The organism is Pantoea sp. X-Soil-ISGK-355, from assembly GCF_059730805.1.
Window position 1 is genome coordinate 94,321 of the sequence record NZ_AP035971.1, and the last position, 23,826, is coordinate 118,146.

Genomic DNA, 23,826 nt, shown 5'->3' on the forward strand with positions numbered 1-23,826 from the left:
CCCGGCCAGCCTGGCCGAGATTTTTGCTTTTAAGCCCTGAATCCTGCCTGATTACCGCCGCCGCACCCGAATCACACCGGGCGCAGCGGTAATATCCAGCTGTTCCGCCTCAGTCATATCAAAGCCGGTCAGCCAGTCGCCGCCGATAATCACTTCGCCGTTATCCCGCACCCAGTCCGTTCCCAGATCCGGATACAGCAGGCTGGCTTCGCAGAGTTCTTCCCACTCCACTTCATCAGTCACGGTTGTCACCGTCAGCGTGTTATCCCGCAGCACCAGCCGGATCGGTGTGTCGGTGGTAAATCCGAGTGCGGCCAGCTGACCGCCTGCGATAGTCAGTTCCGGGACGGGTTCCTGAATAAAAGTGATGTTCATACGTTCTCCTCCGTGATGCGTATAATCAGCTGGCCCTGTTCGGCGATGATGCTGACCGGCTGGCCCCGGGTAAATCCCCACTGCTCCAGCCATCGTCCCTTGATGGTGAGCTGTGGCAGCGGGTTCGGTCTGCCGCCGTTGGTGCGGTATCCGACGATGCTTTTGCGTGCTTGGGGTACAGCAGGTTCTGACGTAGAATCTGTTCCAGCCATAATTAACTCCAATCCAGTTAGTTGTGGTCAGCGGCTGAAACGGGGTGCAAACCGCTTCAGCCGCGCTAAAAAATCTTTCGTTACGTTCTTCCTTTCCTATTTTCTTCTGTTCAAATATACACCGTCTGCTGTGTAAACTCGCTGAAAGCTAAGTAATAAACTGCGAAGCATCTCTGAAAAACGGATTGTTTTTTTCGGTCTGAACTTCGTGCCTCTTTCTTCTTTTATGCCCTCTGCAACATCAGCAAATAAACTGGTTTTTCATGCTGAGAATCCATGCTAATCAGCCTTCGATTTATCTTCAAAATCACGGGCGCATCATTACTGTAACCAGTAGTAACAGGGTCTTCAGGGTTGTTAAAATGCGTCAGCCTGCTGAGCGGTGAAAGCGTCACGGTCATCGCCGGACGCGACCTGACGGTGACCGGATCGGCGGTGGCTGCCGACCAGGACGTCAACCTGCGGGCCGGGCGCGACGTGGAGATTGGCGCGGCGACCGAGACCGACAGCCATTATCAGCTGCAGGAGAACAAAAAGAGCGGCCTGCTGAGCAGCGGCGGCATCGGCTTCACCGTCGGCAAGCAGTCGACCCGTCATGAGATTGATGAGAAGGGCACCACCCAGAGCCAGAGCGTCAGCACCGTCGGCAGCAGCCAGGGCAGCGTGAACGTCACGGCGGGCAACCGGCTGCACGTCGGCGGCGCGGACCTGGTAGCGGGTAAAGACATGAACCTGACGGGCGACAGCGTAACTATCGACCCGGGCTTTGATTCACGCAGCCGTAAGGAAACCTTCGAGCAGAAACAGAGCGGTCTGAGCATCGCCCTGTCAGGCACGGCAGGCAGCGCGCTCAACACGGCGGTGAGCAGCGCGCAGCAGGCCAGGAAGTCGGGCGACGGGCGGGTCAGCGCGCTGCAGAACACCAGGCGGCGCTGAACGGTGTGCAGGCGGCGCAGGCGGCTCAGATGGACGGGCTGAACACCGCCGCGGCGGACGCGCGCAATGCCGCCACAGGCCGGAGTCCTGGCGATAAAGACTATGAGACGGGATCGACCAGCACCTTCGGCGTCAGTGCCTCGTACTGCAGCCAGTCGTCGAAAAGCGAAACGCGGACTGAGAGCAGTCAGTCGCAGGGCAGTACGCTGACGGCGGGCCGGAATCTGGCCGTCACGGCAACCGGCAAAAACGGTACGGCGCAGAGCGGCGACATCAGCATCACCGGCAGCCAGCTGAAGGCGGGCGGCGACCTGAGCCTGGCTGCGTCGCGTGACATCCTGCTGCAGTCGGCGCAGAACACCCAGCGCACCGACAGTCAGAACAGCAGCAAAGGCGGCAGCGCCGGGGTGGGCATCGGCGCAGGGTCGGGCGGCTACGGCATCAGCGTGTCGGCCAGCGTCAATGCGGCGAAGGGCAGCGAAAAGGGCAACGGGCTGACGCACAGCGAAACCACGCTGGACGCGGGCAGTCAGCTCAGCCTGACCAGCGGGCGCGACACGACGCTCACGGGCGCGCAGGCAAGCGGCAACAGCGTGAAGGTGGACGCGGGCCGCAACCTGACGCTGACCTCAGAGCAGGACAGCGACCGCTACGACAGCAGGCAGCAGAGTGCCGGCGCGGGCGGCAGCTTCACGTTCGGCTCCATGACCGGCTCAGCGAACGTGAACGTGAGCCGGGATAAAATGCACAGCACCTGGCAGAGCGTGACGGAGCAGACCGGGATTTTTGCGGGTCAGGGCGGCTTTGACGTGACGATGGGTGAGCACACACAGCTGAACGGTGCGGTTATTGCGAGTACGGCTGATGCCAGCCTGAATAAGCTCGACACCGGCACGCTGGGCTTTGGTGACATAGAGAACCACGCGGAATATGACGTGGAGCATCAGAGCGCGGGCATGAGCACCGGCGGCAGCGTGGGCGGTCAGTTCGCCGGGAACATGGCGAACGGCATGCTGGCGGGGCTGAACGACAGCGGCAGCGCGGACTCCACCACGAAGGCGGCGGTGAGTGAGGGCACCATCGTTATCCGCGATAAGGAACAGCAGACGCAGGACGTGGCGGACCTCAGCCGCGACGTGGCGAACGCGAATCCGGGGCTGGACGTCATCTTTGACAAGGAGAAGGAGCAGAACCGGCTGAAGGCGGCGCAGCTTATCGGGGAAATCGGCAGTCAGGCGGGTGATATTGCAAGGACGCAGGGCCAGATAGCGGGCATGAAAGCGCAGCAGGACCCGGCAGCGCTGGCGGCGGCCAGGGAAGAACTGGTTGGAAAAGGGAAGCTGAACCCGACGTCAGATGAGATAGCGAAGCAGGCTTACGACACAGCGATGAAGCCGTTCGGCACGGGTTCGTCGCTGCAGCAGGGCATCAGCGCAGTGACGGCGGCGGTGCAGGGCCTGTCGGGCGGGAACGTGGCGCAGGCGATAAGCGGCGCGGCGGCTCCATTCCTGGCGGAAAAGATACATGAACTGACGACGGACGCGAACGGTAAGGTTAATGTCCAGGCGAACCTGATGGCGCACGCGGTGCTGGGTGCGGTAACCTCGTACGCGGCGGGCAATACAGCGCTGGCCGGAGCCTCGGGCGCGGTGATGGGCGAGTACATCGCGCAGCAGATGTATCCGGGCGTTAAACGTGAAGACCTGTCTGAGGAGCAGCGGCAGACGATAAGCGCGCTGGGGACGCTGGCGGCGGGCCTGGCGGGCGGCGTAGTGGGTGACAGCACGGCTGATGCGGTGGCGGGGGCGCAGGCGGGTAAGAACGCGGTTGAGAATAATGCGCTGCACGCCGAAGGCGAGAAGCAGCGTCAGGATGCGAAGTGGTCGCTGCCGTATCTGGAAGCCGAAAAGAAACAGCAGGCTGAGAAGTTAATCAGTGACCTGAATGCGAAAGATAAGGCATTCGATGCAGCGTTAGACTCAGCCTGTAAAGGGCTTTCTTCAGCAGCCTGCCAGGGAATGCGGCAGGAACTGGCAGCGATGTCGAAGAGTTATGACCAGCAGCTCGACGGCCAGTATATCGGCACGATGGGCAGCGTTTATAAAGAAGGAAAAGGTCAGGTTGACGCGCTGATGTGGCAGTATGCCTCGGCGGATGCGCAAGCGGAGCGCGAAGCCAACGTTAACCGTATCGCTGAAAACTGGGGTGTGAGTAAGGAGACAGCAGACGGCCTCTATACCGCGATGGCTGGCGTTCATACCACGGCGGCGATTGGTGGCGCGGTTTATGGGATGAAGGGAAGTAGTTCGGCGCAGACAGGTAAGAATCCTGCTTATATAGAAGAGCCACCTTTCAATCCCTCAGGCACAGGCGGAGCTGCGCAACCGTGGTCGACTAAAGGTCGTATCAACTATGTTCAGCTACCGAATGAAGGTAAAATTCGTTATATACCGCCAGAGGGGTACTCTGCATCTCAACCTCTGCCAAGAGGCCCAAATAAAGGTTACATTGACAAGTTTGGGAATGAATGGGTTAAAGGCCCATCTCGTACAGCGGGCCAGGCATTTGAGTGGGATGTCCAGTTATCACGAACAGGTAAAGCTCAGTTAGGTTGGGCAACGCGAGATGGTTCTCACCTTAATATCTCCCTTGATGGAAAAGTTACGCATAAGTGAAAACTATGAAAATAGATTTTTATCAAGAAGTAGAAATTAAAGCGGATGCTAAAAATAGTAAGTACGCAAATTGCAAGGGAGTCGTTCTTGGAATAAGCGAGGAGGAGAATACTGTCTTTGGTTACTCTGTAGTAATTCATGGGAAAGAAAACACAGTGTACTTCGATAAAGATGATGTTTCACCCACTGGTATTACCTTCAGTCGAGAAGACTTTTATTGATAAAAAGCCCGGCTATAATGGGCTGACTCCATAAAGTTGGACATCCAACAAGTAGGGGTTCACTTCATTAATAGCCGGTTTGTTTTATCAGCCCCTACGCAAAATGCCCGTCATCACGCTTAAACTTCGGCGCGTCACTGGTGCTGTGCATCGCACCAGGGAACTCCGTCAGCCACTGCGCCACCTTCTTCCGGTTGATGGGCACCACGCTTAAGCCCTCGACGCAGCCCCACAGTTCGCGGATGGCGGGCCTGAAGGTGCAGAAAGATCCGGAAGCACTGGCGGCTGCGAGGGAAGAGCTGGTCAAAAAAGGGAAGCTGAACCCGACGGCAGATGAAATAGCGAAGCAGGCTTACGACACGGCGCAGAAACCGTTCGGGACCGGCGGTAAGGTGCAGCGTGCCATCAGCGCGGTGACGGCGGCGGTGCAGGGCCTGTCGGGCGGGAACGTGGCGCAGGCGATAAGCGGCGCGGCGGCTCCATTCCTGGCGGAAAAGATACACGAGCTGACGACGGACGCGAACGGTAAGGTTAATATCCAGGCGAACCTGATGGCGCACGCGGTGCTGGGTGCGGTAACCTCGTACGCGGTGGGCAATGCTGCGCTGGCCGGAGCCTCGGGCGCGGTGATGGGTGAGTACATCGCGCAGCAGATATATCCGGGCGTTAAACGTGAAGACCTGTCTGAGGAGCAGCGGCAGACGATAAGTGCGCTGGGGACGCTGGCGGCGGGTCTGGCGGGCGGCGTAGTGGGTGACAGCACGGCTGATGCGGTGGCGGGGGCTCAGGCGGGTAAAAATGCGGTTGAGAATAATCATTTGCACACCGCAGAAGCCAGGGCGCTTGATAAAGAACTCTCGGACTGTAAAACATCGGGCGGTGACTGTCAGGCCGTAATTAAGAAATATATCGATATCAGCAATAAAAACAGTAAGGAACTGGCTGAAGCCTGTACCGGAGGCGGGGTTGCCTGTGTGAGCTGGGAAGAACTGGTTCAGGCGGAAACTAACATTGCTCTGGATGCTGATAAACATCAGGTAAGGCTGGGCGATAAACTGAAAGATCGGGATGCAGCGGCGATAGTTAAATATCTTAACGAGTCTGATCTTAAATTCCTTAAGGATAATATCACTGAAACTGATAGGTTTATGAATGTGGTAATGAACCCAACTTCCTGGCCAGTAGTGATAATGGGTGCGAAGGCAATTATGACTAATGCCGTGAATAATACCAAAGAGCAGCTTATTGCAGTGGGTGTTGGTGCCGGATTAAGTGCAGGTATTCAGTACGGCACAACAGGAGAAGTAAAACTATCAGACGTAATTGGATCGGTAGTGGTTGGGGGGATTACAGCAGGTAAAGGTTATAATCCGACGGTGACATGGAATGCAGCAGGTGGTTATTACCATGCGGAAATGAGCGGTGACGATCCGTTTATGGCAGCGTTGTTGAGTAAGGCAGGTGCTTCGGCTGGTTATGCTATGGGTAATGTTCTAAAAGTACCATTTGATAAAAAACTTAACCCGGTATCAAAACAGTATGAATGGGTGCCAACAGGTGTCTGGACGATAACTAAACCAGTGCCACAAAATCCGTTACCATCAATAATAGGTAATGTTGGGGATACTGCCGTATCCGGAATGGTTCAAGATAAACTGAAAGATAGTGGAGGTAAGTAATGAGAAATAGCACTGGTTCATTACTTAACTTTTTATATTTATGCTTTTCAATGAGTGTGGTAATTTTTATTTTAACAATTTTTGGTCGTTTACTGGGAGCATGGTTGGCTTGGGATGTGAATAATGAATTTCCATTTTCATTGGCTGATATATTTATTTGCTTCAAGTTAACCTGGATGGGGCTTCCGGCAGGTTTTGTTTTTTGGTATTTTTATTATCGATAAGTTCTTGTTAATTCCAGCCAACCGGCTGGGATTTTACTTTTATCAGTCAGTTACCCTTCAGTCGCCAACCGGATGATCAACTGCCCCGGCCCGGTGATCACCTCGATCTTCTGTCCGGTCGTAAAGCCCAGCGCTTTCAGCCAGCGTCCCTTGATGGTGAGTTGAGGTAAAGGATTCGGTCTGCCGCCGTTGGGGCGATATCCGACGATGCTTTTGCGTGCTTGGGGTACAGCGGGTTCTGACGTAGAATCAGCTCTAGCCATAATTAACTCCTGTTCAGTTAGTTGTGGTCAGCGGGCTGTTGGTGTTCCACCACCTTCAGCTCGCGCTAAAAATCTCTCGTTACGTTCTTCCTTTTCTGTTTTCTCCTGTTCAAATATACACCGCCCGCTTTGTAAACTCGCTGAAAGCTAAGTAATAAACTGCGAGTCGTCTCTGAAAAACAGATTGTTTTTCCGTTTACCATTTCGTTTGCATCCTCTTCCCAATATGCTCTTCAGCATCCGTAATCGGCTATTTAGTTCTATTAGCGTGGCGATTTCCGGCATCGCATAAGAGTGAAATGGAGATGACAGAGAAAGGGATGACAGGCATGATGACACCACAAACGACACCACGCGAGAGTCAGGCTATGAGCACTATCCATTTCAGGATTGATGACGACGTTAAACGACTTGCCATGCAGGCAGCCGAGCGCCAGAAGAAGACGCTGACTGAGGTTATGCGTCAGCGAGCGGAAGAGCTGGCTGCTGAAGAGCGGCACTATCAGGACAGTAAACATGATGCATGGCTGGAAGAGCAGATAGCGGCTGCATTCAGTCGTTATGATGCCGGTGAAAGTGAATTCATCAGTAACGATGAAATGGATACTCGCATGGAAGAGCTTAAAGCGCAGGCCGCGCAGGGAAAATTGTGATAGCAGCCGTTCAATGGGAAAAACAGGCGCAGGCGGACAGGGAAACAATATTTCGTTATCTGTATCGTGAGGCTGGCCTGCTGGTAGCCAGTGCAACAGACGATAAGTTTACCCGGTTGGCCAGTCTGCTTAGCGAAAACCCGCGGGCTGGCACTAAAGTCGGAACAGAAAAACAGCTTAAACTGGTGGTGCCACGCTTACCGTTCATCATCATCTATGTAGCTGAAAAAGATGCGGTTCGCATCCTGCGTATACTGCATACATCCCAAAAAATATCGGGCCGCTATCAAAGATAGTCAGCCACTTCAGCCTGCATCAGATTGTCTGGATCATGAGCTACGGCAGAGAGAGCGGTGCGCTGAGGAGGCCGATGAAATCATCAGCCCCAGCACCGCACCTATCACGCCGCAGGCGGCGTCGTCCTTGCAAAGCTCTCGCGCTCAAACAGCGTTTCCGCCAGCTTCACCAGCGCCGGTCGTTCGACACACCAGTTCGGCACTACGCGGCGGAAATTGAGGTAGCCGATCATGCAGCCAGTGGCGATATCCGCCAGATTAAGCTGGCCGTTGTTAAGCCATTTCCCCTCTGCCGCCTTCGCTTCCAGCATATCGAGGCTGCGCTGAATCTTTTCACGATTGCGCAATAGCACCTCTTCCGACTGCAAATCCCCCGGACGCATTTGCTCGCGCACGATCACCAGCGCGGCATCGCTGACGCCATCCGCCAGCTTCTCCAGCTGACGGATGTTAAGCGATTCAAGCGGATCGGCAGGTAGCAGAGCAGGCTCCACGCCGCGCAGTTCCAGAAATTCGGCGATGATGCTGGAGTCGAACCAGATTTGCTTATCGTCAGCAACCAGCGCCGGGACTTTGCCCAGCGGATTGTAGTGCGGCACGTGGCTGTCATCGCTGTAAGGCGATGCGTTAACGAATTCAAACGTAATGCCTTTTTCCAGCATGATAATCGAAATCTTACGCACAAACGGGCTGGTGTAGCTGCCAATCAGTTTCATCGGGTTCTCCGGATTCAGTGACTATTCGCCAGGAAACATAAAGGGATTGAGACTACTGCGCGCGAAGCCTTCCTGCTCCATTCTGGCATCCAGTATCAGCGATGCCAGGTCATCGGCCACCGGTTCAATCGCCGGATCTCTCTCCTGATAAAGCATCTTCAGGTAGGTGCCGCAGTCGCCACAACTCTCCGCCTTTACCGCCGCATGCTCGCTGTCGAGCGACCAGTAGTGCAGATCACGGGACTGTTCGCACTGAGTACATTTGCTGCGTACCACATGCCACTCACTTTCGCACAGATTGCAGTGCAGATAGCGCGCGCCTTCATGACTGCCCATATGCACCACGCTGGCGACCGGCATACTGGCACAGACCGGACAGAACTGACGCTGATCGCCCATCTCAGCGCGTGCTTTGCCTGGGATCAGGGCCGCCATCTGCGCCCAGTAGAGCGAAAGCGCCGCCCAGATAAAGGGCGCTTTATCGCTGCTGACCAGCGCATAGTCGCCGGTAAACAGCGCGCTGGCCAGCGTCTCCAGCTCGGTGGCGGACGCCTTTTCCAGATTCTCCAGCACCGCCAGCGCCTGACCACTCATCTCCGGCTTCAGCTCGGCAATCAGCGAGTGCAGCAGCCGTTGCCAGTGCGCATCGCGCGGCAGAGTGTGAATGTTCAGTGGCGGCTTGCCCTCGCTGGCACCCTGCGTCAGTCGGGCATGCAGGTCGATGTGCAGCGGATGGTCATACAGCACAATCTCCTGCGCTTCAGCGATCATCGCCGCAAAGCGCAGATAATCGCCAAGTGGGTTTTTCGCCGCCAGGTCGCGCAGTCGCGCGGCACGACGGCTGTATAAATTTTTCAGCCGTGGAAAAAGTAACGGCGGAATCATCTCCGCCGTTGTCTTTTCGCTTTTCTCCAGCTGGTCCTGCGGGATTATGCGAATACTCATCAGGGGCGTTTTTCCTGTTTTATTGGCGGATTACGCTGCTCACGATACCAGCGAGGATGATGCTGTCTGGCCCATTCCGAGCTGACCCAGCCTTCCACCATCGCGGTCAGTGTGCCTTTGACCCACAATGCAGCATAAATATGCACCATAATGACGATGATCAGCGCAACCGCTGACACCGAATGCACAACCAGCGCCAGACGGATCAGCGGAATGGCAAAGGCATCAGCAAAGTAGGGTCGCCAGATCACAATGCCACTGGCAAGCAGCAATACTAAGCTGATGATAGCAGCCCAGAACACACACTTCTGACCAAAGTTATATTTACCGGTATCGCCGACCTCTTCGTTCAGCGCAATCCGGTGAATATTTCTGGCCCAGTAGAGGTCATCGCGATTGATCAGATTGTGTTTCCAGTAACGTAAAAACATCAGCATAAAAGCGGCAAACATCACCACGCCAACAAAAGGATGCAGAATACGCGCCAGTTGTGGCGTGCCAAAGATCTGCATCAGCCAGTTAAACGACGGAAAGAAAAACCCTAATCCGCTTAACGCAGCCATGACAAAGCAAATCGCGACGATCCAGTGATTGATGCGTTCAGGTGCGCGATAGCGCACCAGATGATCGGGCTTTTTCATTATTGATGCTCCTCAGGCTGATCGTCATTGTCGTCATGCTCTTCAGTGACGCGATTCGGGCCAACGCCAACATAGTGGAAGATTGAGGCGGCAAACGTGGCGGCAAAACCGACCGCTGCCAGCGGTTTCCAGATCCCCTTCCAGAAGGTCACAGTCGGGCTGATGCCCGGATTAGCAGGCAGCCCGTGATAGAGCTGAGGCTTATCAGCATGATGCAGCACATACATCACGTGGGTGCCACCCACGCCTTCCGGGTTGTAGAGGCCCGCCTGCGCAAACCCGCGTGACTTCAGCTCCGCCACGCGTTCCTCCGCCAGCGTCAGCATGTCGCTTTTACTGCCGAAATGAATGGCACCGGTCGGACAGGTCTTCACACAGGCAGGTTCCTGGCCGACACTGACGCGATCCACACACAGCGTGCATTTATAGGCGCGGTTATCTTCTTTATTGAGTCGTGGCACGTTGAACGGACAGCCTGCGATGCAGTAGCCGCAGCCAATGCACTGCTCCGACTGAAAATCGACGATGCCGTTGGCATACTGAATGATGGCGCCTGCCGACGGACAGGCTTTGAGGCAGCCGGGATCGGCGCAGTGCATGCAGCCATCTTTGCGAATCAGCCAGGCCAGCCTGCCGTTCTCTTCGACTTCCGAAAAGCGCATCACCGTCCACGATTTGGCGGTCAGATCGACAGGATTGTCATAAACCCCGATGTTGTGGCCGACTTCATCGCGGATGTCATTCCACTCGGAACAGGCGACCTGACAGCCTTTGCAGCCGATACAGGTGGTGACGTCGATAAGTTTCGCCACTTCGATCTTGTGATCGCGCGCCTGCGGCGGCGGGGTAAAACCATTGGTCGCAGAGCGACGGATAATATCTTGTGATTGATAAGCCATAGTCATCTGCCGTTACGCTTTTTCCACTTTCACTAAAAATCCCTTGTACTCCGGGGTCTGCGAGTTGGCATCGCCAACCGAAGGCGTCAGCGTATTGGCGAGGAAGCCTTTACGCGTGGTGCCTTCAAAGCCCCAGTGGCAGGGAATGCCCACGGTATCAACCGGCTTGCCGTCAATCATCAGACGCTGCAGACGACGCGTCACCACCGCTTTAGCTTTGATATAGCCGCGACGTGATGTGACCTTAACGGTGTCTCCGGCCTGAATGCCTTTCTCCTCAGCCAGCTCGGTGCCGATCTCGACAAACTGCTCCGGCTGCGCAATCGCATTCAGCAGGGCATGTTTGGTCCAGTGGCGGAACAGCTCGGTGATGGAGTAGGTGGTGGCGACGCAGGGATAGTCGGCGGCCTCGCCCAGCTGCGTGGCGTCGCTGCTGAACAGACGAACCACCGGACTGTGTCGCTGCTGCGGATGCAGGGGATTGTCGGCGAGCGGGCTTTCCATCGGTTCGTAGTGTTCCGGGAACGGGCCATCGGCCATTTTATCGAGTGCAAACAGGTGGCCGAGACCATCGGGCTGCATGATAAACGGACCGGCCTGCTTCTGCGGCGACAGCGTTACCGGGTAATCGGGTACGTCGATGCCGTGCCAGCGTGCGCCATCCCACTCAATCAGACGGCGCTGCGGATCCCAGGCTTTCCCCTGCGCATCAGCGGAGGCGCGGTTATAGAGAATGCGGCGGTTAGCGGGCCAGGCCCAGGCCCAGCCTGAGACCGCCCCCAGTCCCGACGGATCGGCGTTGTCGCGTCGGGCCATCTGGTTACCCTCCGGCGTCCAGCTGCCGCTGTAGATCCAGCAGGCGCTGGCGGTGGTGCCGTCGTTACGCAGCTCAGAGAAGCCGTTTAGCTGCTGGCCTTTTTTCAGCAGCAGCTTGCCGCTGGCGTCATAAATGTCGGCCAGTGCCTGACCGTTGTTCTCCTGCGCCACCTCTTCCGGCTCAGGATTGAATGGGTCGCGGTAGTCCCAGCGCATCGCCATCAGCGGCTCAGGGGCTACTCCACCTTCCAGGCGGTAGAGCGCGCGCAGACGCATAAACAGGTTGCCGAGGATTTTGCCGTCGTGCAGCGCTTCCGCTGGCGGCTCGGCTGCTGCCCAGTGCCACTGCAGCCAGCGCGACGAGTTCGCCACCGAACCCGACTCTTCCGCGAAGCAGGAGGAGGGCAGGCGGAACACTTCGGTCTGGATGGCCGACGGATCGACGTCGTTGAACGCGTCGTGATGCTGCCAGAAACTGGCGGTTTCCGTGCGAAGCGGATCGATCACCACCATATATTTGAGGCGGGACAGTGCCCGGACCGCTTTATTTTTGTCCGGGAAGGCGGCCAGCAGGTTGAAGCCCTGAATCAGACAGCCGTTCAGCGCGCCCTGTTCCATCATCTCCGCCTGCGCCATGCAGTCATAGGCCTTGTCCCACTTCGGCAACCAGTTGTAGCCCCACTGATTTTCCGCCGTAGCATTATCGCCGTAGAAACTCTTCATCAGGCTGACGAAAAACTTGTCGGTGTTCTGCCAGTAGTTGACCTGGTCCGGCAACGTCGCCACCGGCGTAGCCTGTTGCAGGTAAGTCGCCAGCGTGGTCATCTTCTCGGAGGGCAGTGGCAGATAGCCCGGCAGACTCTGCGCCAGCAGGCCGAGATCGGTGTAGCCCTGAACGTTGGAGTGACCGCGCAGCGCGTTAATACCGCCACCCGGCATACCAATGTTGCCCAACAGCAACTGGATCATCGCCGCCGTGCGGATAATCTGCGAACCGTTGGTGTGGTGGGTCCAGCCCAGCGCATAGAGGATGGTTGCGGTGCGATTGGGCACGCAGGTGGAGGCGAGCTGCCTGCACACCGTAATAAAGGCGTCCTGCGAAGTGCCGCACATCCGCGTCACCATTTCCGGGGTGTAACGGCTGGCGTGGGTTTTCAGCAGGTTCAGTACACAGCGTGGATGGCTGAAGCTCTCATCGCGTCGTGCATGGCCGTTTTCATCCAGCTCATAGTGCCAGCTCTGGCGATCGTACTGACGGGTTTCCGCATCGTAGCCGCTGAATAATCCGTCGCTAAAGCTGAAGCCTTCGCTGACAATCAGGGCGGCATTGGTGAAGGCGCGAACATACTCCTGCTGAATCTGATTGTGCTGCAGCAGATAGTTGATCACCCCCATCAGGAACACCACGTCGCTGCCGGCACGCAGGGGGGCATAGAAGTCAGCGACCGCCGCAGAGCGGTTAAAGCGCGGATCGACCACGATGACCTGCGCATTGTTATGGGTTTTGGCTTCAATCACCCATTTAAAGCCAACCGGATGCGCCTCGGCGGGGTTGCCGCCCATGATCATCACCACATTGGCGTTTTTGATGTCGTTCCAGTTATTGGTCATTGCACCACGACCAAAGCTCGGGGCCAGAGCCGCCACGGTCGGGCCGTGGCACAGGCGCGCCTGGTTTTCCAGCGCCAGAATACCCAGCGCGCGGGCAAACTTCTGATCGAGCAGGCCGGTTTCATTACTGGCGGCGGAGGAGCAGAGCATCGACATGGTCGGCCAGCGATTTACCGTCACGCCAGCGGCGTTGGTCGTCTGGAAATGAGCATCGCGATCCTGCTTCATCAGGCGGGCAATGCGGTCAAACGCTTCATCCCAGCTGATGCGCTGCCATTTATCGGAACCCGGTGCGCGGTACTCCGGGTATTTCAGGCGCTGTTCGCTGTGAATAAAGTCGAGCACGCCTGCGCCTTTCGGACAGAGCGATCCACGACTGACCGGATGGTCAGGGTCGCCTTCGATATGGTAAATCGAGGCACGGGCATTTTTTGCGCCATCACCCAGGCTGTAAATCAGCATGCCGCAGCCGACTGAACAGTAGGTGCAGTTATTACGTGTCTCTCTGGCGCGAATGAGTTTGAACTCTCTGATACTGGCTAAGGCTGTGGTGGGGGCAAAACCGAGTAATGCCGCGCTGGTGCCTGCCAGCCCGCCAGCACAGATTTTGAAAAAACTCCGTCTGTTAATCTGCATGTTATCGTTCTTCTTTATTGGCTCCATTGCGAAGCCTTGCAAAATAGCAGTCCTGGTTGACTGTAAGTTGACCAGGGTCAACACGTTAGTCATTAGTAATTCTTTTTCTCAATTTTGTTAAAAATCCTCGGTGGTGGATTTGCGCTGCAAGCAGATTTTCAGACGGCGCAGATAATTACTGTTGTTTTATGCTTACCGATGTTAACGCGTAAAAGAGAACTATTCGCATTATGCCCGCCAGCAGGCGTGGCTACGCCTTTCGGGGGATAAAACCGCATGAATTGCCCCGCTGTTTATTTGCGCTGTCAGGGGCTAAAAGGCAGAATCAGAGCGCGTCAGTGCTCTGCCGACCCGGGCACTGAATTACATAATTTATTAACAACAGGTCATACTTTTTGAAAGCTATCCAGCCTGACTCAGGCGAAGATTTAACAATTCAGGCCGGCGTCAGCAGGACGCAGGTGTGGCAGCGTAAAGACCTGACCGATGCACAGGATGACTGGCTGGCGGACGAAGTGCCGGTGGCGCTGGTCTATAACGGCATCTCACACGTGGTGATGATGACCACGCCAAAAGATCTGGAGGCGTTTGCGCTGGGTTTTTCGCTGTCAGAGGGCATTATCGACGCGCCGGGCGACATTTTCGGCATGGACATCGTGCCGGGCTGTGACGGCATTGAGGTTCAGATCGAGCTGTCCAGCCGTCGCTTTATGGCGCTGAAAGCGCAGCGTCGCGCGCTGGCGGGCCGGACCGGCTGCGGTGTGTGTGGCGTTGAACAGCTGGACCAGATTGGCAAGCCGCTCTCTCCGCTGCCATTTACCCAGACCTTCGCGCTGGACCAGCTGGATCGGGCGCTGGGTCAGCTGAAAGATTATCAGCCTGTCGGACAGAAAACCGGCTGCACCCATGCGGCCGCGTGGATCCAGCCCGACGGTCAGCTGGCCGGTGGCTGTGAAGATGTGGGTCGCCATGTGGCGCTGGATAAGCTGCTGGGCTATCGCAGTCAGGCAGGGTGGGGGCCGGGCGCGGTGCTGGTCTCCAGCCGCGCCAGCTATGAAATGGTGCAGAAGTCCGCCATGTGCGGCGTCGAGATCCTGTTCGCGGTTTCAGCCGCTACCCGCCTGGCGGTTGAGGTGGCTGAGCGCTGCAATCTGACGCTGGTCGGGTTCAGTAAACCTGGCCGCGCCACGGTCTACAGCCATCCTCAGCGACTGCGTTAAACGACCATCACCTCTGGCAACGTCTGCTGCAGTGCCTCAAGGGCGGCACCGTTATCGCCGCCGCTATCGGTAATCAGCATGGTGATCGTCTGCGGCGGCGCGTAAACCGTGCGGCTGACCACGCCCAGTTTGGTGTGATCGGCCAGCAGATAGCAGGCTGCAGATTGCTGCACCATCGCTCTGGCAATAGCCGCTTCGTGCGGATGAAAACTGCTGGCACCGCGATTCGCCTCAATGCCGACCGGTGACAGCAGCGCGACGTCGGCGCGATAGCGGATGATCTCACCCACGGTGATTTCGCCGCGCGTCTGGTGCGCACCCGCTATCATCATCCCGCCCAGCAAAATAATCTGATTATTCAGCGGCTGATCTTCTTCTCCGGCGCTCAGCGCCAGCGCAGCCTGCAGGCTATTGGTGACGATCGTCAGGCCGGAAAGGGCGTGGAGTTCCTCTGCCAGCAGGGTGGTGGTGGTGCCCGCATCCAGAAACAGTGTCTGTCCCGGCTGCAGCAACTGCGCAGCGGCGCGGGCGATGGCGCGCTTCTCGCGGGTCTGCGTGCTGCGGCGTTGTGTCAGCGGCGGTTCAGCCGCCGTTTCAATCGCCACCAGGCCACCGTGAACACGGCGCGCCAGACCCTGCGCTTCCAGCTCAATAATATCGCGGCGCGCGGTTTCGCGAGACACCCCCAGCTCCCTGATAATGCGCTCGGTACTGACCTGATTAAGCCGGGTCAGTAAGGCGCGGATGCGATGAAGGCGCGTTTCCTGCAGCATAGAGGTTTCCTTATAAAGCGCGAAGGGGACGGATGATACGCCAATGACGCGAAAGATGCCGTCTGAATCAGGAGCAAGCTTAGCGCGGGGATCGGCCTGCGTCATGTGTATTTTATTGCGTTTGTGTATTTTGTTGCATTTTAGATTCAGGCAGGCATGATACAGGGGTCAGCTCTTCCTCCTTCATCCTTGTCACGGGAGTCATTATGGCCACGCGTTCCACCATTATGGATACCAACAGTTTCCGCGCCGAACATGCCGATGCGCTCGACAGCGAGACGCGCAAACTGACCGATAAACGCAGCAAAGTGCTTGGCGAATCCTATCGCCTGTTCTATCGCAAACCGGTTCATCTGGTGCGGGGTGAAGGGCAATATCTGTGGGATGCGGCGGGCGATAAATATCTCGACGTCTACAACAATGTGGCGAGCATCGGCCATTGCCATCCGGCCGTGATTGAAGCGGTGACGCAGCAGATGAAAATGCTGAACACCCACACCCGTTACCTGCATGAAAATATTCTCGACTACAGCGAAGCGCTGCTGGCGACCACGCCTGCGGCGATCGATCGCGCGATGTATATGTGCACCGGCTCTGAAGCCAATGACCTTGCTATCCGCGTGGCGCGTGCTTTCAGCGGCGGTACCGGAATTATCGTCAGTAAAGAGGCCTATCACGGTACCAGCGAGCTGACCTCCGGCGCTTCTCCGGCGCTGGGCAGTGGACAGCCGCTGTCGCCTACCACGCGGCTGGTGATGCCACCGGATGCGTATCGTGTGGATGCGCCGGACCTGGGCGACTGGTTCGCTGATCAGATTCAGCAGCAGATTGATGATATGACGGCGCACGGCATTAAATTTGCCGGTTTCCTGGCGGACTCGATCTTCTCCTCCGACGGAGTTCTGCCCAATCCGCGTGGCTTCCTGAAAAAAGCGGTCGGGGTGGTGCATGCCAATGGCGGCATCTTTATTGCCGATGAAGTGCAGCCTGGCTTTGGCCGTACCGGCGACGCCTTCTGGGGCTTTGGCCGCCATGATGTGGTGCCTGATGTGATTACTACCGGCAAGCCGATGGGCAATGGCATTCCGGTGTCCGGGCTGCTGGCAAAAAGCGAGGTGCTGGCCGCCTTCAGTGACTCGATTCCCTATTTCAATACCTTTGGTGGCAATCCGGTTGCGATGGCGGCGGCGCAGGCTGTTCTGAACGTGATCACCGAAGAGGGATTACAGGAACACAGCCGCGTGGTCGGCGTGAAGCTGCTGGCGGAGTTGCGGACCCTGATGGATCGCTATGAGTGCGTGGGCGATGTGCGCGGTGCCGGGCTGTTTATCGGCTTCGAACTGGTCACCGATCGTCACAGCAAAACGCCGGACAAAACCCTGGCGCTGAACCTGATCGAGAAGCTGCGTGAACATCGTGTGCTGACCTCGGTCGCTGGCCCGTATGGGAATGTACTGAAACTGCGTCCGCCATTGGCTTTCCAGGAAAGCGACATCGACTGGCTGGCTGGTGCACTCGACAACTCCCTGCGCGAGCTGGGTCAGTAACGCGCAGGGCAGGGCAGATGCGGCGTCCGGGTGAAATGCATGCCCGCTTGCAGTCTGGCTCAGGCCTGCCGCGCGCCCTGTAGGATGGGGCAAAAAAGGGAGAGTCAGCAGCAGCATGCTGTAAAAACAACGGGTTGCTTTTGCCGGATTTCTCAAATCCTTATGGTTAATAGGGCATTGATTACCCTTTTACGCTACATGAATTTAACTATAATGATTCGACTGCTTACGCGGCACGCCCCGAATTCGTCGTGCTGCTCACACTAAATGGAGAGGAAGAACATGAGTTATTCACTGCCATCCCTGCCTTACGCATACGACGCACTGGAACCGCATTTCGACAAGCAGACGATGGAGATCCATCACACTAAACACCACCAGACCTACGTGAACAACGCGAACGCGGCGCTGGAAGGTACTGAATTTGCTAATCTGCCGGTAGAAGAGCTGATCACCAAACTGGATCAGCTGCCAGCAGACAAAAAAGGCCCACTGCGTAACAACGCAGGCGGCCACGCTAACCACAGCCTGTTCTGGAAAGGCCTGAAAACCGGCACCACGCTGCAGGGCGACCTGAAAGCGGCTATCGAGAAAGATTTTGGTAGCGTGGAAAAATTCCAGGAAGAGTTCGAGAAAGCTGCTGCCACCCGTTTCGGTTCTGGCTGGGCATGGCTGGTTAAGAAAGGCGACAAACTGGCTGTGGTTTCAACCGCAAACCAGGACAACCCACTCATGGGCGAAGCGGTTGCCGGCGTTTCTGGCTTCCCGATCATCGGTCTGGATGTGTGGGAGCACGCTTACTATCTGAAATATCAGAACAAGCGCCCTGACTACATCAAAGCGTTCTGGAACGTGGTTAACTGGGACGAAGCGGCAGCCCGCTTCGCGTCTGCTAAATAAGTTAACCAAACGTAAACGTAATGAAGATAAACCGGTGAAATCTATTTCGCCGGTTTTTTTTGTCCTTATTTTGTGCATTGCCAAAAGGAAATGAAAATCGTCAGTTATCGGTTTTAATGTTATTCCACATTAACTTTTCGTTGATATTGGCTATGTTATGTTCGGTGACATTCCTGCTTAACTCACTGTGTGTCGCTGACTATGTCAATTATAACTACTCACGAAAATACGACCGAATCCTCTGCTTCACTTTTTTTCCAGTTAATCAGTGGCAAATACATTCCGGATAAACTCTGGAACAGTAAACGTTTCCGTCTGAAATTTGTGTTAAGAACCTTGATATCGCCGCTGACCACGCTGCATTATCTGGATGCGCTGTCGCATCTGCCGCAACTTCCTTTGCTGATGAGTACCCAGGGATTGCTGCCAGCCAAGCTGCACCGGCCCTATCTGCGTTCAGGTATGAGCATTGCTGCGCGTGCGCAGGCGATTCTCGACCACTACACGCTCATGAACAATCTCGAAAATCCTATGCTGCGTCAGCTGCTGCAGAGCGCTTCAGATAATCCGCTGGCCGCGCTGACCGGAAAAAATGGTGAGGCCTTTTTACTCTCCTGCAGTTCCGGTTATTTTGATCGTGAAGGGGAAGTAACGCTGGTATTACGTTATAACGACGAGATTATTGCTTCACTTTCTTTTTCGATTCTCAACGAGAATAACCAACGCACCTTATTAATTGGCGGATTACAGGGGCCGCGAAAACATATTAATAATGAGATGATCCGCGAGGCGACCAAAGCGGCTCACGGTCTCTTCCCGAAACGCCTGTTAATGGAAGCGGTATTTATTGTGGCGAAACAGTGCGGCGTGGAAAGTATTCAGGCGGTAGGCGATGAGACGCATGTATTCCGCAGCCTGCGTTATCGCCACAGCAAAGGGGATAAGTTCTTTGCCAGCTACAGTGAATTCTGGCTGTCGCTGAGTGGTGAAGCGCGCAGGGATGGGATGTTTACGCTGCCGCTGAGTCTGCCGCGTAAAACGCTGGAGGAAATTGCCAGTAAGAAGCGGGCAGAGTATCGCCGCCGTTATGAACTGCTGGATGCGCTGGCGGAGCAGGTTTATGCCGCCGCCGGCGAACGCAAAGCCGATGTCGATCAGGCAGCTGCCTGATCGACCCGTCAGAATGCGGTTTTAGCGAAGCCCGTCATCGCTTTCAGACCCATCTCACGTCCCAGCGCGGTCATTGGATGCACCACCACCAGGCCGCGCACGCTTTTCTTCAGCGCACCCAGATTTGCCTGCTCTTTTTTGGTAATTTCGCGGCTGAAGCCCATTTTCTGCAGCTTCTGCGCTTCGGCACTCAGTTTTTCAACCCGCTGACCGCGCAGACGCTCAATCTCAATGACCAGCGCTTCTTTCTCTTTCAGCAACGCGCCCAGTTTCTCGACATCACCTGATTCCAGTAACTGCGGCTCTTTGCGGTTCAGTGCGTCCAGCTTATCGCTGAGAAGTTTGATTTCGTTCTTTTCTTGCTCTTTCATGACAACAACTCGTTGAGGAAAACAGGCCAAGGATACACCAAATCTGACGTATATTCCCGGCCAGGTTAAGACGAAAAAGGCGTCGTGATGACGCCTGACAGGATTAGCTACCGGACTTTTTAAACGCCTGCTTCATACTGATGCGGGCGATCAGCTCGGTGAGCGACAGGACCATGGTGGAACGCACCATCTGCAGATAGCGCTGCTGCTGCATGCTGCGCAGCTCAGCATCGTCGGTGTGAAACACCGGCGCAGGTGGCCAGGCGGTCACACAGTGCAGTTCACCAAACGGGCCGAGGATCTCATCGTCGGTGAAACGATAATCGCCGCTGTCGTGATTCAGCTCTTCGCGTAGTGCCAGCAGCAGTTCACCATCTTCATATTCGTGTCGGCTGATCACGCCAAGTCCGTAAATCAGCTTCAGGCGAACCGAGAGTTCGCCCAAAGGACCATCGCCCAGCAGCAGCGGTTCTACCGCATATTTCACTGCATAGTCATCTTTACGAAATACCTGCAGCACCAGCAGATTGACGGCTTCAGCCAATAGCTCAACGGCGGCGATCAGAAAGCTTCTCACCGAACGACCGGCGTTCAGGCGCTCAAGCACCCGGTTCTCAAAAGCCTGCTTCTCTTCCATTATTGCCTGCATGGGTTTAATACCGCCGTCGGGAGCAGGCGAACTGCGCCCGGCTTGCATCACTAACACGCGCGCATTATGCCATAGCGTGCCAGGCGCTCACCACAGAAGCCACCACTTCGCTATCGGCATCCAGCCCTGAAATCTCAGCCAGCGTCGTCTGTGGGCCTTTTTCGGCCAGCAGTGTGGCCAGTTCCTGCGCCTGTGGGTCCTGATCGCTGCGATAGTGCATCGCGGCGGCAATGCCCTGCACCAGGCTGGTGTGCGGTAAACCATATTCCAGCGTGCCCAGCGTCGGCTTGATCAGGCGATCGCCTGCGCTGAGTTTACGCAGCGGCTGACGGCCCACGCGCTCCACATCATCTTTCAGATACGGATTTTCAAATCGACCCAGAATCTTCCGGATGTAGGCCGCATGTTTCTCCGCATCGAAACCGTAACGCTTAATCAGCACCGCGCCGCTCTCTTCCATTGCGCCTTTCACCACGGCCCGGATTTTCTCGTCGAGGATGGCGTCACGAATGGTCTGATGACCGGCCAGCTGGCCGAGGTAGGCGGTAATGGCGTGACCGGTGTTCAGGGTAAAGAGTTTACGCTCAACAAAGGCCATCAGATTATCAGTCAGCTCCATGCCCGGAATGGTCGGCAGGTCGCCTTTAAACTGAGTTTTATCGACGATCCATTCGCTGAAGGTCTCAACGGTCACTTCCAGCGGATCGGTGCTGCCTGCTTCAGACGGGGGCACGATGCGATCGACAGCGGAATCCACAAAGCCGACATGCTGCTCCAGCCAGGCGTGATACTGCTCTGGCAATGCTTTCAGTACGTGCTGTTTCAGCTGGCTGGTGCCGCGTACCATATTTTCACAGGCGATAATATTTAACGGATGGGTGTTGCCGTTGTCGCTGCGTTTTGCCAGCCCTTTAGCCACACTGCCGGCAATACGCTCCAGAATCTGCGGACCCACCGCGGTGGTGACCAGATCGACCTCTGAAACCAGGGTCATGATCTCATCGCTGGTGCTGTTTACCGCACTGACGCCTTTAACGGTTTCCACTTTGGCCTGCTCGCCAACTACATGAACGGGATACTCATGACGCGCGTTCAGTGCATCCAGCACCGTCTGATTCACATCAGCAAAAACCAGTTCGATACCTGCATCAGCCAGTAATTTGCCGATAAAGCCGCGACCAATGTTTCCTGCTCCGAAATGTAACGCTTTCATAATTTTTGACCCATATCAAATGACGATGGGGCGGGCAAACCCGCCCCAGGAAATCGGGACGGGCATGACCGCCCCAGGGAAAATAATTGCTATAAATTACGCGATTACAGGCTTGCCTGACAGCAGATCCAGCACTTCCTGCACGCTGGTGGTGTTAGCCAGCTTCTCAATCACGCTGTCATCATCCAGCGCGTTGGTCAGGCTGGTAATCACCTGGATGTGCTCGTTGTTACGAGCGGCAATACCAATCACCAGTCGCGCCACATCGTCCGGCTCTTCGCCGAACAGGACACCTGCCGGATACTGACAGAACACCACGCCGGTTTTCAGCACGCGATCTTTCGCTTCAACCGTGCCGTGTGGCACTGCGATTGACTCACCCAGATAGGTCGGCGTCAGTTTTTCACGCGCCAGCATCGCATCAATATATTCAGGTTCAACGTAACCGCCCTTCACCAGCTGTTCGCCGGCAAAGCGAATCGCCTGCTCTTTGTTGCTGGCGGTCAGACCGAGGAAGACATTATCTGCGCCCAGTTTAAACAGGTGCGCATTGCCCTCATCGTAGCTGTCTGAGAGTGCAGTGTTCACCGTTTCACGATGCACATCGCTGCGGTTAGCCGCCACCAGACGTTCGGTCAGGGTGCTGTAGAGCGCGCTGTCGAGGAAGTTATTCAGCGAGATATGCTGCGCATGTGGCGCCTGGCGAATCGCGCGTTCAGTCAGGTCACGATGCGTAATCACGAGATCGACATCACCCGGCAGGGCGTTGATCGCGGTGTTGGTTACCGACACATTGCTCAGACCGGCATCCTGCACTTTCTTGCGCAGCACGCCCGCACCCATGGCGCTGGAACCCATACCGGCGTCACAGGCAACGATGATTTTGCGCACGTGATGCAGCTCGACGCTCATGGCATCGCTGGCGACGGCGCCGCCCGCTGTGCTCTGGCCTTTAGACTGCGCTTTCATCTCATGCATGCGCTGGGTCGCGGCTTCAATATCGTCATCTTCTTTGACTTTGCTGGTTTTCAGCAGGATAGCGGACACCACGAAGGAAACGGCGAAGGCTGCAGCAATAGCCGCGATGTTCGCGAAGTAAGCACCTTTTGGCGTCATTGCCAGCACGGCAAGGATAGAACCCGGTGAGGCAGGAGAGACCAGGCCACCGTTCAGCACGGTCAGCGTGAAGACGCCGGTCATACCGCCCAGGATAACCGCCAGCAGCAGGCGAGGGGCCATCAGCACATACGGGAAGTAGATTTCATGGATGCCGCCGAGGAAGTGGATAATTGCTGCACCGCCCGCAGACTGTTTAGCACTGCCACGGCCAAAGAACATGTAGGCCATCAGCACGCCCATACCCGGACCCGGGTTGGCTTCGATCAGGAAGAAGATCGACTTGCCCGCTTCGCTCGCCTGCTGGATGCCCAGCGGTGAGAAGATACCGTGGTTAATGGCGTTGTTCAGGAACAGGATTTTTGCCGGTTCCACGAAGATGGACGTCAGTGGCAGCAGGTTGTTCTGCACCATCAGATTCACGCCCGCGGCGAGAATGTGTGACAGGCCTTCAACCAGCGGACCAATCGCCAGGAACGCCAGCAGTGCCAGAATCATCCCGATAATACCGGCCGAGAAGTTGTTAACCAGCATCTCGAAGCCGCTTTTGATTTTGCCGTCAATCGCCCGGTCAAACGACTTAATAGCCCAGCCGCCCAGCGGACCGGCAATCATCGCACCGAGGAACATCGGCATATCCGCACCGACAATCACACCCATGGTCGTAATCGCGCCGACCACGCCACCGCGATCGCCGCCTACCAGACGCCCACCGGTAAAACCGATCAGCAGAGGCAGCAGGTAGGTGATCATCGGGCCAACCAGTTTGGCCAGCGTTTCGTTAGGGATCCAGCCAGTTGGAATAAACAGTGCAGTGATGATACCCCAGGCGATAAACGCCCCGATGTTCGGCATCACCATATTACTCAGAAAGCGACCAAAGCTCTGTACTTTGACCTTCACTGATGAGGACATAAACCCACCCCTTATTGAGACGCGCTGCAATAGGAGAGCGCGCTTGTTTTTGTTTAGCCACCCCGACTCACAGCCGGTGGTATTACTGTATGCACGCGGACTCTATCACGCGAATTTGACGCTGCGTAGCGCATGGAGCAAGTGTGATCTGTAT

The 23,826-nt window shown here is 56.1% G+C and carries 23 protein-coding genes and 2 pseudogenes; 11 read left to right on the top strand and 14 right to left on the bottom strand.

The annotated features are described in order from the left end of the window. Positions 1-51 precede the first annotated feature (51 nt). Together AC6I8J_RS00390 and AC6I8J_RS00395 are read right to left on the bottom strand one after the other, a co-directional pair. Positions 52-375 carry a SymE family type I addiction module toxin gene (locus AC6I8J_RS00390; RefSeq protein ID WP_161737009.1) on the bottom strand — a complete coding sequence of 108 codons (324 nt, stop codon included), beginning with the start codon at positions 373-375 and terminating at the stop codon, positions 52-54. Then, positions 372-587, bottom strand: coding sequence for a SymE family type I addiction module toxin (locus AC6I8J_RS00395; RefSeq protein ID WP_161737008.1), 216 nt, complete (start codon positions 585-587; stop codon positions 372-374). The genes AC6I8J_RS00390 and AC6I8J_RS00395 overlap by 4 nt, the downstream gene beginning before the upstream one ends. A gap of 369 nt (positions 588-956) precedes the next feature. On the opposite strand from AC6I8J_RS00395, the pseudogene AC6I8J_RS00400 reads away from it, so the two are divergent. The 3 genes and pseudogenes from AC6I8J_RS00400 to AC6I8J_RS00410 form a co-directional block, all read left to right on the top strand. Then, positions 957-3,367 (top strand): annotated as a pseudogene (locus tag AC6I8J_RS00400) (hemagglutinin repeat-containing protein); the annotation flags it as partial. A gap of 87 nt (positions 3,368-3,454) precedes the next feature. Then, a complete protein-coding gene (locus AC6I8J_RS00405) occupies positions 3,455-4,198 on the top strand; it encodes a polymorphic toxin type 17 domain-containing protein (protein ID WP_497825626.1) in 744 nt (247 codons plus the stop codon). Positions 4,199-4,203: 5 nt separating this feature from the next. Next, positions 4,204-4,419 (top strand): hypothetical protein, encoded by a 216-nt coding sequence (locus AC6I8J_RS00410; RefSeq protein ID WP_440829950.1) that lies wholly within the window; start codon positions 4,204-4,206, stop codon positions 4,417-4,419. Between the two features lie 94 nt (positions 4,420-4,513). On the opposite strand, the pseudogene AC6I8J_RS00415 reads toward AC6I8J_RS00410, so the two are convergent. After that, a pseudogene (locus tag AC6I8J_RS00415) lies at positions 4,514-4,660 on the bottom strand (SymE family type I addiction module toxin); the annotation flags it as partial. 1 nt (position 4,661) lies between these two features. Between AC6I8J_RS00415 and AC6I8J_RS00420 the strand changes: the two are divergent. Then, positions 4,662-6,098, top strand: a complete 1,437-nt coding sequence (locus AC6I8J_RS00420; protein WP_497824986.1) for a VENN motif pre-toxin domain-containing protein — start codon at positions 4,662-4,664, stop codon at positions 6,096-6,098. Next, positions 6,098-6,322 carry a hypothetical protein gene (locus tag AC6I8J_RS00425; protein WP_480343678.1) on the top strand — a complete coding sequence of 75 codons (225 nt, stop codon included), beginning with the start codon at positions 6,098-6,100 and terminating at the stop codon, positions 6,320-6,322. Before AC6I8J_RS00420 ends, AC6I8J_RS00425 begins: the two co-directional genes overlap by 1 nt. A gap of 50 nt (positions 6,323-6,372) precedes the next feature. Here AC6I8J_RS00425 and AC6I8J_RS00430 read toward each other — a convergent pair whose 3' ends face one another. Beyond that, the gene (locus AC6I8J_RS00430) at positions 6,373-6,585 is read right to left on the bottom strand and encodes a SymE family type I addiction module toxin (RefSeq protein WP_480343677.1); all 213 of its coding nucleotides are present in this window, start codon (positions 6,583-6,585) and stop codon (positions 6,373-6,375) included. 368 nt (positions 6,586-6,953) lie between these two features. On the opposite strand from AC6I8J_RS00430, the gene AC6I8J_RS00435 reads away from it, so the two are divergent. Continuing rightward, positions 6,954-7,238: a damage-inducible protein J gene (locus AC6I8J_RS00435; protein ID WP_033784384.1), complete on the top strand. Its 285-nt coding sequence runs from the start codon at positions 6,954-6,956 to the stop codon at positions 7,236-7,238. After that, positions 7,235-7,534, top strand: a complete 300-nt coding sequence (locus tag AC6I8J_RS00440; protein WP_161734159.1) for a type II toxin-antitoxin system RelE/ParE family toxin — start codon at positions 7,235-7,237, stop codon at positions 7,532-7,534. Before AC6I8J_RS00435 ends, AC6I8J_RS00440 begins: the two co-directional genes overlap by 4 nt. Before the next feature lie 104 nt (positions 7,535-7,638). Here the strand turns inward: AC6I8J_RS00440 and AC6I8J_RS00445 are convergent, their stop codons facing one another. The 5 genes from AC6I8J_RS00445 to fdnG are packed head-to-tail and all read right to left on the bottom strand — an operon-like array spanning position 7,639 to position 13,798. Continuing rightward, entirely contained in the window at positions 7,639-8,250 is a 612-nt protein-coding gene (locus tag AC6I8J_RS00445) for a glutathione S-transferase (RefSeq protein WP_222924779.1), read from the bottom strand. 21 nt (positions 8,251-8,271) lie between these two features. After that, a complete protein-coding gene (fdhE, locus tag AC6I8J_RS00450) occupies positions 8,272-9,195 on the bottom strand; it encodes a formate dehydrogenase accessory protein FdhE (RefSeq protein WP_222924778.1) in 924 nt (307 codons plus the stop codon). After that, on the bottom strand, positions 9,195-9,836 hold the full coding sequence (fdoI, locus tag AC6I8J_RS00455; RefSeq protein WP_150013375.1) for a formate dehydrogenase cytochrome b556 subunit: 642 nt from the start codon (positions 9,834-9,836) through the stop codon (positions 9,195-9,197). The genes fdhE and fdoI overlap by 1 nt, the downstream gene beginning before the upstream one ends. Then, positions 9,836-10,735, bottom strand: coding sequence for a formate dehydrogenase subunit beta (gene fdxH / locus AC6I8J_RS00460; RefSeq protein WP_161734165.1), 900 nt, complete (start codon positions 10,733-10,735; stop codon positions 9,836-9,838). The genes fdoI and fdxH overlap by 1 nt, the downstream gene beginning before the upstream one ends. 12 nt (positions 10,736-10,747) lie before the next feature. Next, on the bottom strand, positions 10,748-13,798 hold the full coding sequence (gene fdnG / locus AC6I8J_RS00465; protein ID WP_161734167.1) for a formate dehydrogenase-N subunit alpha: 3,051 nt from the start codon (positions 13,796-13,798) through the stop codon (positions 10,748-10,750). Positions 13,799-14,193: 395 nt separating this feature from the next. On the opposite strand from fdnG, the gene fdhD reads away from it, so the two are divergent. Beyond that, complete coding sequence (gene fdhD, locus AC6I8J_RS00470) at positions 14,194-15,018, top strand: formate dehydrogenase accessory sulfurtransferase FdhD (protein ID WP_497824987.1); 825 nt, start codon at positions 14,194-14,196, stop codon at positions 15,016-15,018. Here the strand turns inward: fdhD and AC6I8J_RS00475 are convergent. Continuing rightward, entirely contained in the window at positions 15,015-15,791 is a 777-nt protein-coding gene (locus AC6I8J_RS00475; RefSeq protein WP_497824988.1) for a DeoR/GlpR family DNA-binding transcription regulator, read from the bottom strand. The two genes, fdhD and AC6I8J_RS00475, sit on opposite strands and share 4 nt — an antisense overlap. A gap of 206 nt (positions 15,792-15,997) precedes the next feature. On the opposite strand from AC6I8J_RS00475, the gene AC6I8J_RS00480 reads away from it, so the two are divergent. The 3 genes from AC6I8J_RS00480 to AC6I8J_RS00490 all read left to right on the top strand — a co-directional run bounded on the left by AC6I8J_RS00480 (position 15,998) and on the right by AC6I8J_RS00490 (position 19,408). Continuing rightward, positions 15,998-17,338 (top strand): aspartate aminotransferase family protein, encoded by a 1,341-nt coding sequence (locus AC6I8J_RS00480; RefSeq protein WP_497824989.1) that lies wholly within the window; start codon positions 15,998-16,000, stop codon positions 17,336-17,338. 282 nt (positions 17,339-17,620) lie between these two features. Then, positions 17,621-18,238, top strand: a complete 618-nt coding sequence (gene sodA, locus AC6I8J_RS00485) for a superoxide dismutase [Mn] (protein ID WP_135910493.1) — start codon at positions 17,621-17,623, stop codon at positions 18,236-18,238. A gap of 201 nt (positions 18,239-18,439) precedes the next feature. After that, entirely contained in the window at positions 18,440-19,408 is a 969-nt protein-coding gene (locus tag AC6I8J_RS00490) for a VirK/YbjX family protein (RefSeq protein ID WP_161734175.1), read from the top strand. Between the two features lie 8 nt (positions 19,409-19,416). Here AC6I8J_RS00490 and AC6I8J_RS00495 read toward each other — a convergent pair whose 3' ends face one another. From AC6I8J_RS00495 to AC6I8J_RS00510, 4 genes are all read right to left on the bottom strand, one after another. Next, positions 19,417-19,779, bottom strand: coding sequence for a YibL family ribosome-associated protein (locus AC6I8J_RS00495; RefSeq protein WP_013359626.1), 363 nt, complete (start codon positions 19,777-19,779; stop codon positions 19,417-19,419). A gap of 103 nt (positions 19,780-19,882) precedes the next feature. Next, the gene (gene mtlR / locus AC6I8J_RS00500; protein WP_202604956.1) at positions 19,883-20,476 is read right to left on the bottom strand and encodes a mannitol operon repressor MtlR; all 594 of its coding nucleotides are present in this window, start codon (positions 20,474-20,476) and stop codon (positions 19,883-19,885) included. Between the two features lie 16 nt (positions 20,477-20,492). Then, positions 20,493-21,641, bottom strand: coding sequence for a mannitol-1-phosphate 5-dehydrogenase (gene mtlD / locus AC6I8J_RS00505; RefSeq protein WP_497824990.1), 1,149 nt, complete (start codon positions 21,639-21,641; stop codon positions 20,493-20,495). Between the two features lie 96 nt (positions 21,642-21,737). Further along, positions 21,738-23,672 carry a PTS mannitol transporter subunit IICBA gene (locus AC6I8J_RS00510; RefSeq protein ID WP_033734707.1) on the bottom strand — a complete coding sequence of 645 codons (1,935 nt, stop codon included), beginning with the start codon at positions 23,670-23,672 and terminating at the stop codon, positions 21,738-21,740. Positions 23,673-23,826: the final 154 nt, after the last annotated feature.

Coding starts and splice junctions, on each gene's coding strand:
- AC6I8J_RS00390 (WP_161737009.1), bottom strand. CDS start 375: ATGAACATCACTTTTATTCAGGAACCCGTCCCGGAACTGACTATCGCA.
- AC6I8J_RS00395 (WP_161737008.1), bottom strand. CDS start 587: ATGGCTGGAACAGATTCTACGTCAGAACCTGCTGTACCCCAAGCACGC.
- AC6I8J_RS00410 (WP_440829950.1), top strand. CDS start 4,204: ATGAAAATAGATTTTTATCAAGAAGTAGAAATTAAAGCGGATGCTAAA.
- AC6I8J_RS00420 (WP_497824986.1), top strand. CDS start 4,662: ATGGCGGGCCTGAAGGTGCAGAAAGATCCGGAAGCACTGGCGGCTGCG.
- AC6I8J_RS00425 (WP_480343678.1), top strand. CDS start 6,098: ATGAGAAATAGCACTGGTTCATTACTTAACTTTTTATATTTATGCTTT.
- AC6I8J_RS00430 (WP_480343677.1), bottom strand. CDS start 6,585: ATGGCTAGAGCTGATTCTACGTCAGAACCCGCTGTACCCCAAGCACGC.
- AC6I8J_RS00435 (WP_033784384.1), top strand. CDS start 6,954: ATGAGCACTATCCATTTCAGGATTGATGACGACGTTAAACGACTTGCC.
- AC6I8J_RS00445 (WP_222924779.1), bottom strand. CDS start 8,250: ATGAAACTGATTGGCAGCTACACCAGCCCGTTTGTGCGTAAGATTTCG.
- fdhE (WP_222924778.1), bottom strand. CDS start 9,195: ATGAGTATTCGCATAATCCCGCAGGACCAGCTGGAGAAAAGCGAAAAG.
- fdoI (WP_150013375.1), bottom strand. CDS start 9,836: ATGAAAAAGCCCGATCATCTGGTGCGCTATCGCGCACCTGAACGCATC.
- fdxH (WP_161734165.1), bottom strand. CDS start 10,735: ATGGCTTATCAATCACAAGATATTATCCGTCGCTCTGCGACCAATGGT.
- fdnG (WP_161734167.1), bottom strand. CDS start 13,798: ATGCAGATTAACAGACGGAGTTTTTTCAAAATCTGTGCTGGCGGGCTG.
- AC6I8J_RS00475 (WP_497824988.1), bottom strand. CDS start 15,791: ATGCTGCAGGAAACGCGCCTTCATCGCATCCGCGCCTTACTGACCCGG.
- AC6I8J_RS00480 (WP_497824989.1), top strand. CDS start 15,998: ATGGCCACGCGTTCCACCATTATGGATACCAACAGTTTCCGCGCCGAA.
- sodA (WP_135910493.1), top strand. CDS start 17,621: ATGAGTTATTCACTGCCATCCCTGCCTTACGCATACGACGCACTGGAA.
- AC6I8J_RS00490 (WP_161734175.1), top strand. CDS start 18,440: ATGTCAATTATAACTACTCACGAAAATACGACCGAATCCTCTGCTTCA.
- AC6I8J_RS00495 (WP_013359626.1), bottom strand. CDS start 19,779: ATGAAAGAGCAAGAAAAGAACGAAATCAAACTTCTCAGCGATAAGCTG.
- mtlR (WP_202604956.1), bottom strand. CDS start 20,476: ATGCAAGCCGGGCGCAGTTCGCCTGCTCCCGACGGCGGTATTAAACCC.
- mtlD (WP_497824990.1), bottom strand. CDS start 21,641: ATGAAAGCGTTACATTTCGGAGCAGGAAACATTGGTCGCGGCTTTATC.
- AC6I8J_RS00510 (WP_033734707.1), bottom strand. CDS start 23,672: ATGTCCTCATCAGTGAAGGTCAAAGTACAGAGCTTTGGTCGCTTTCTG.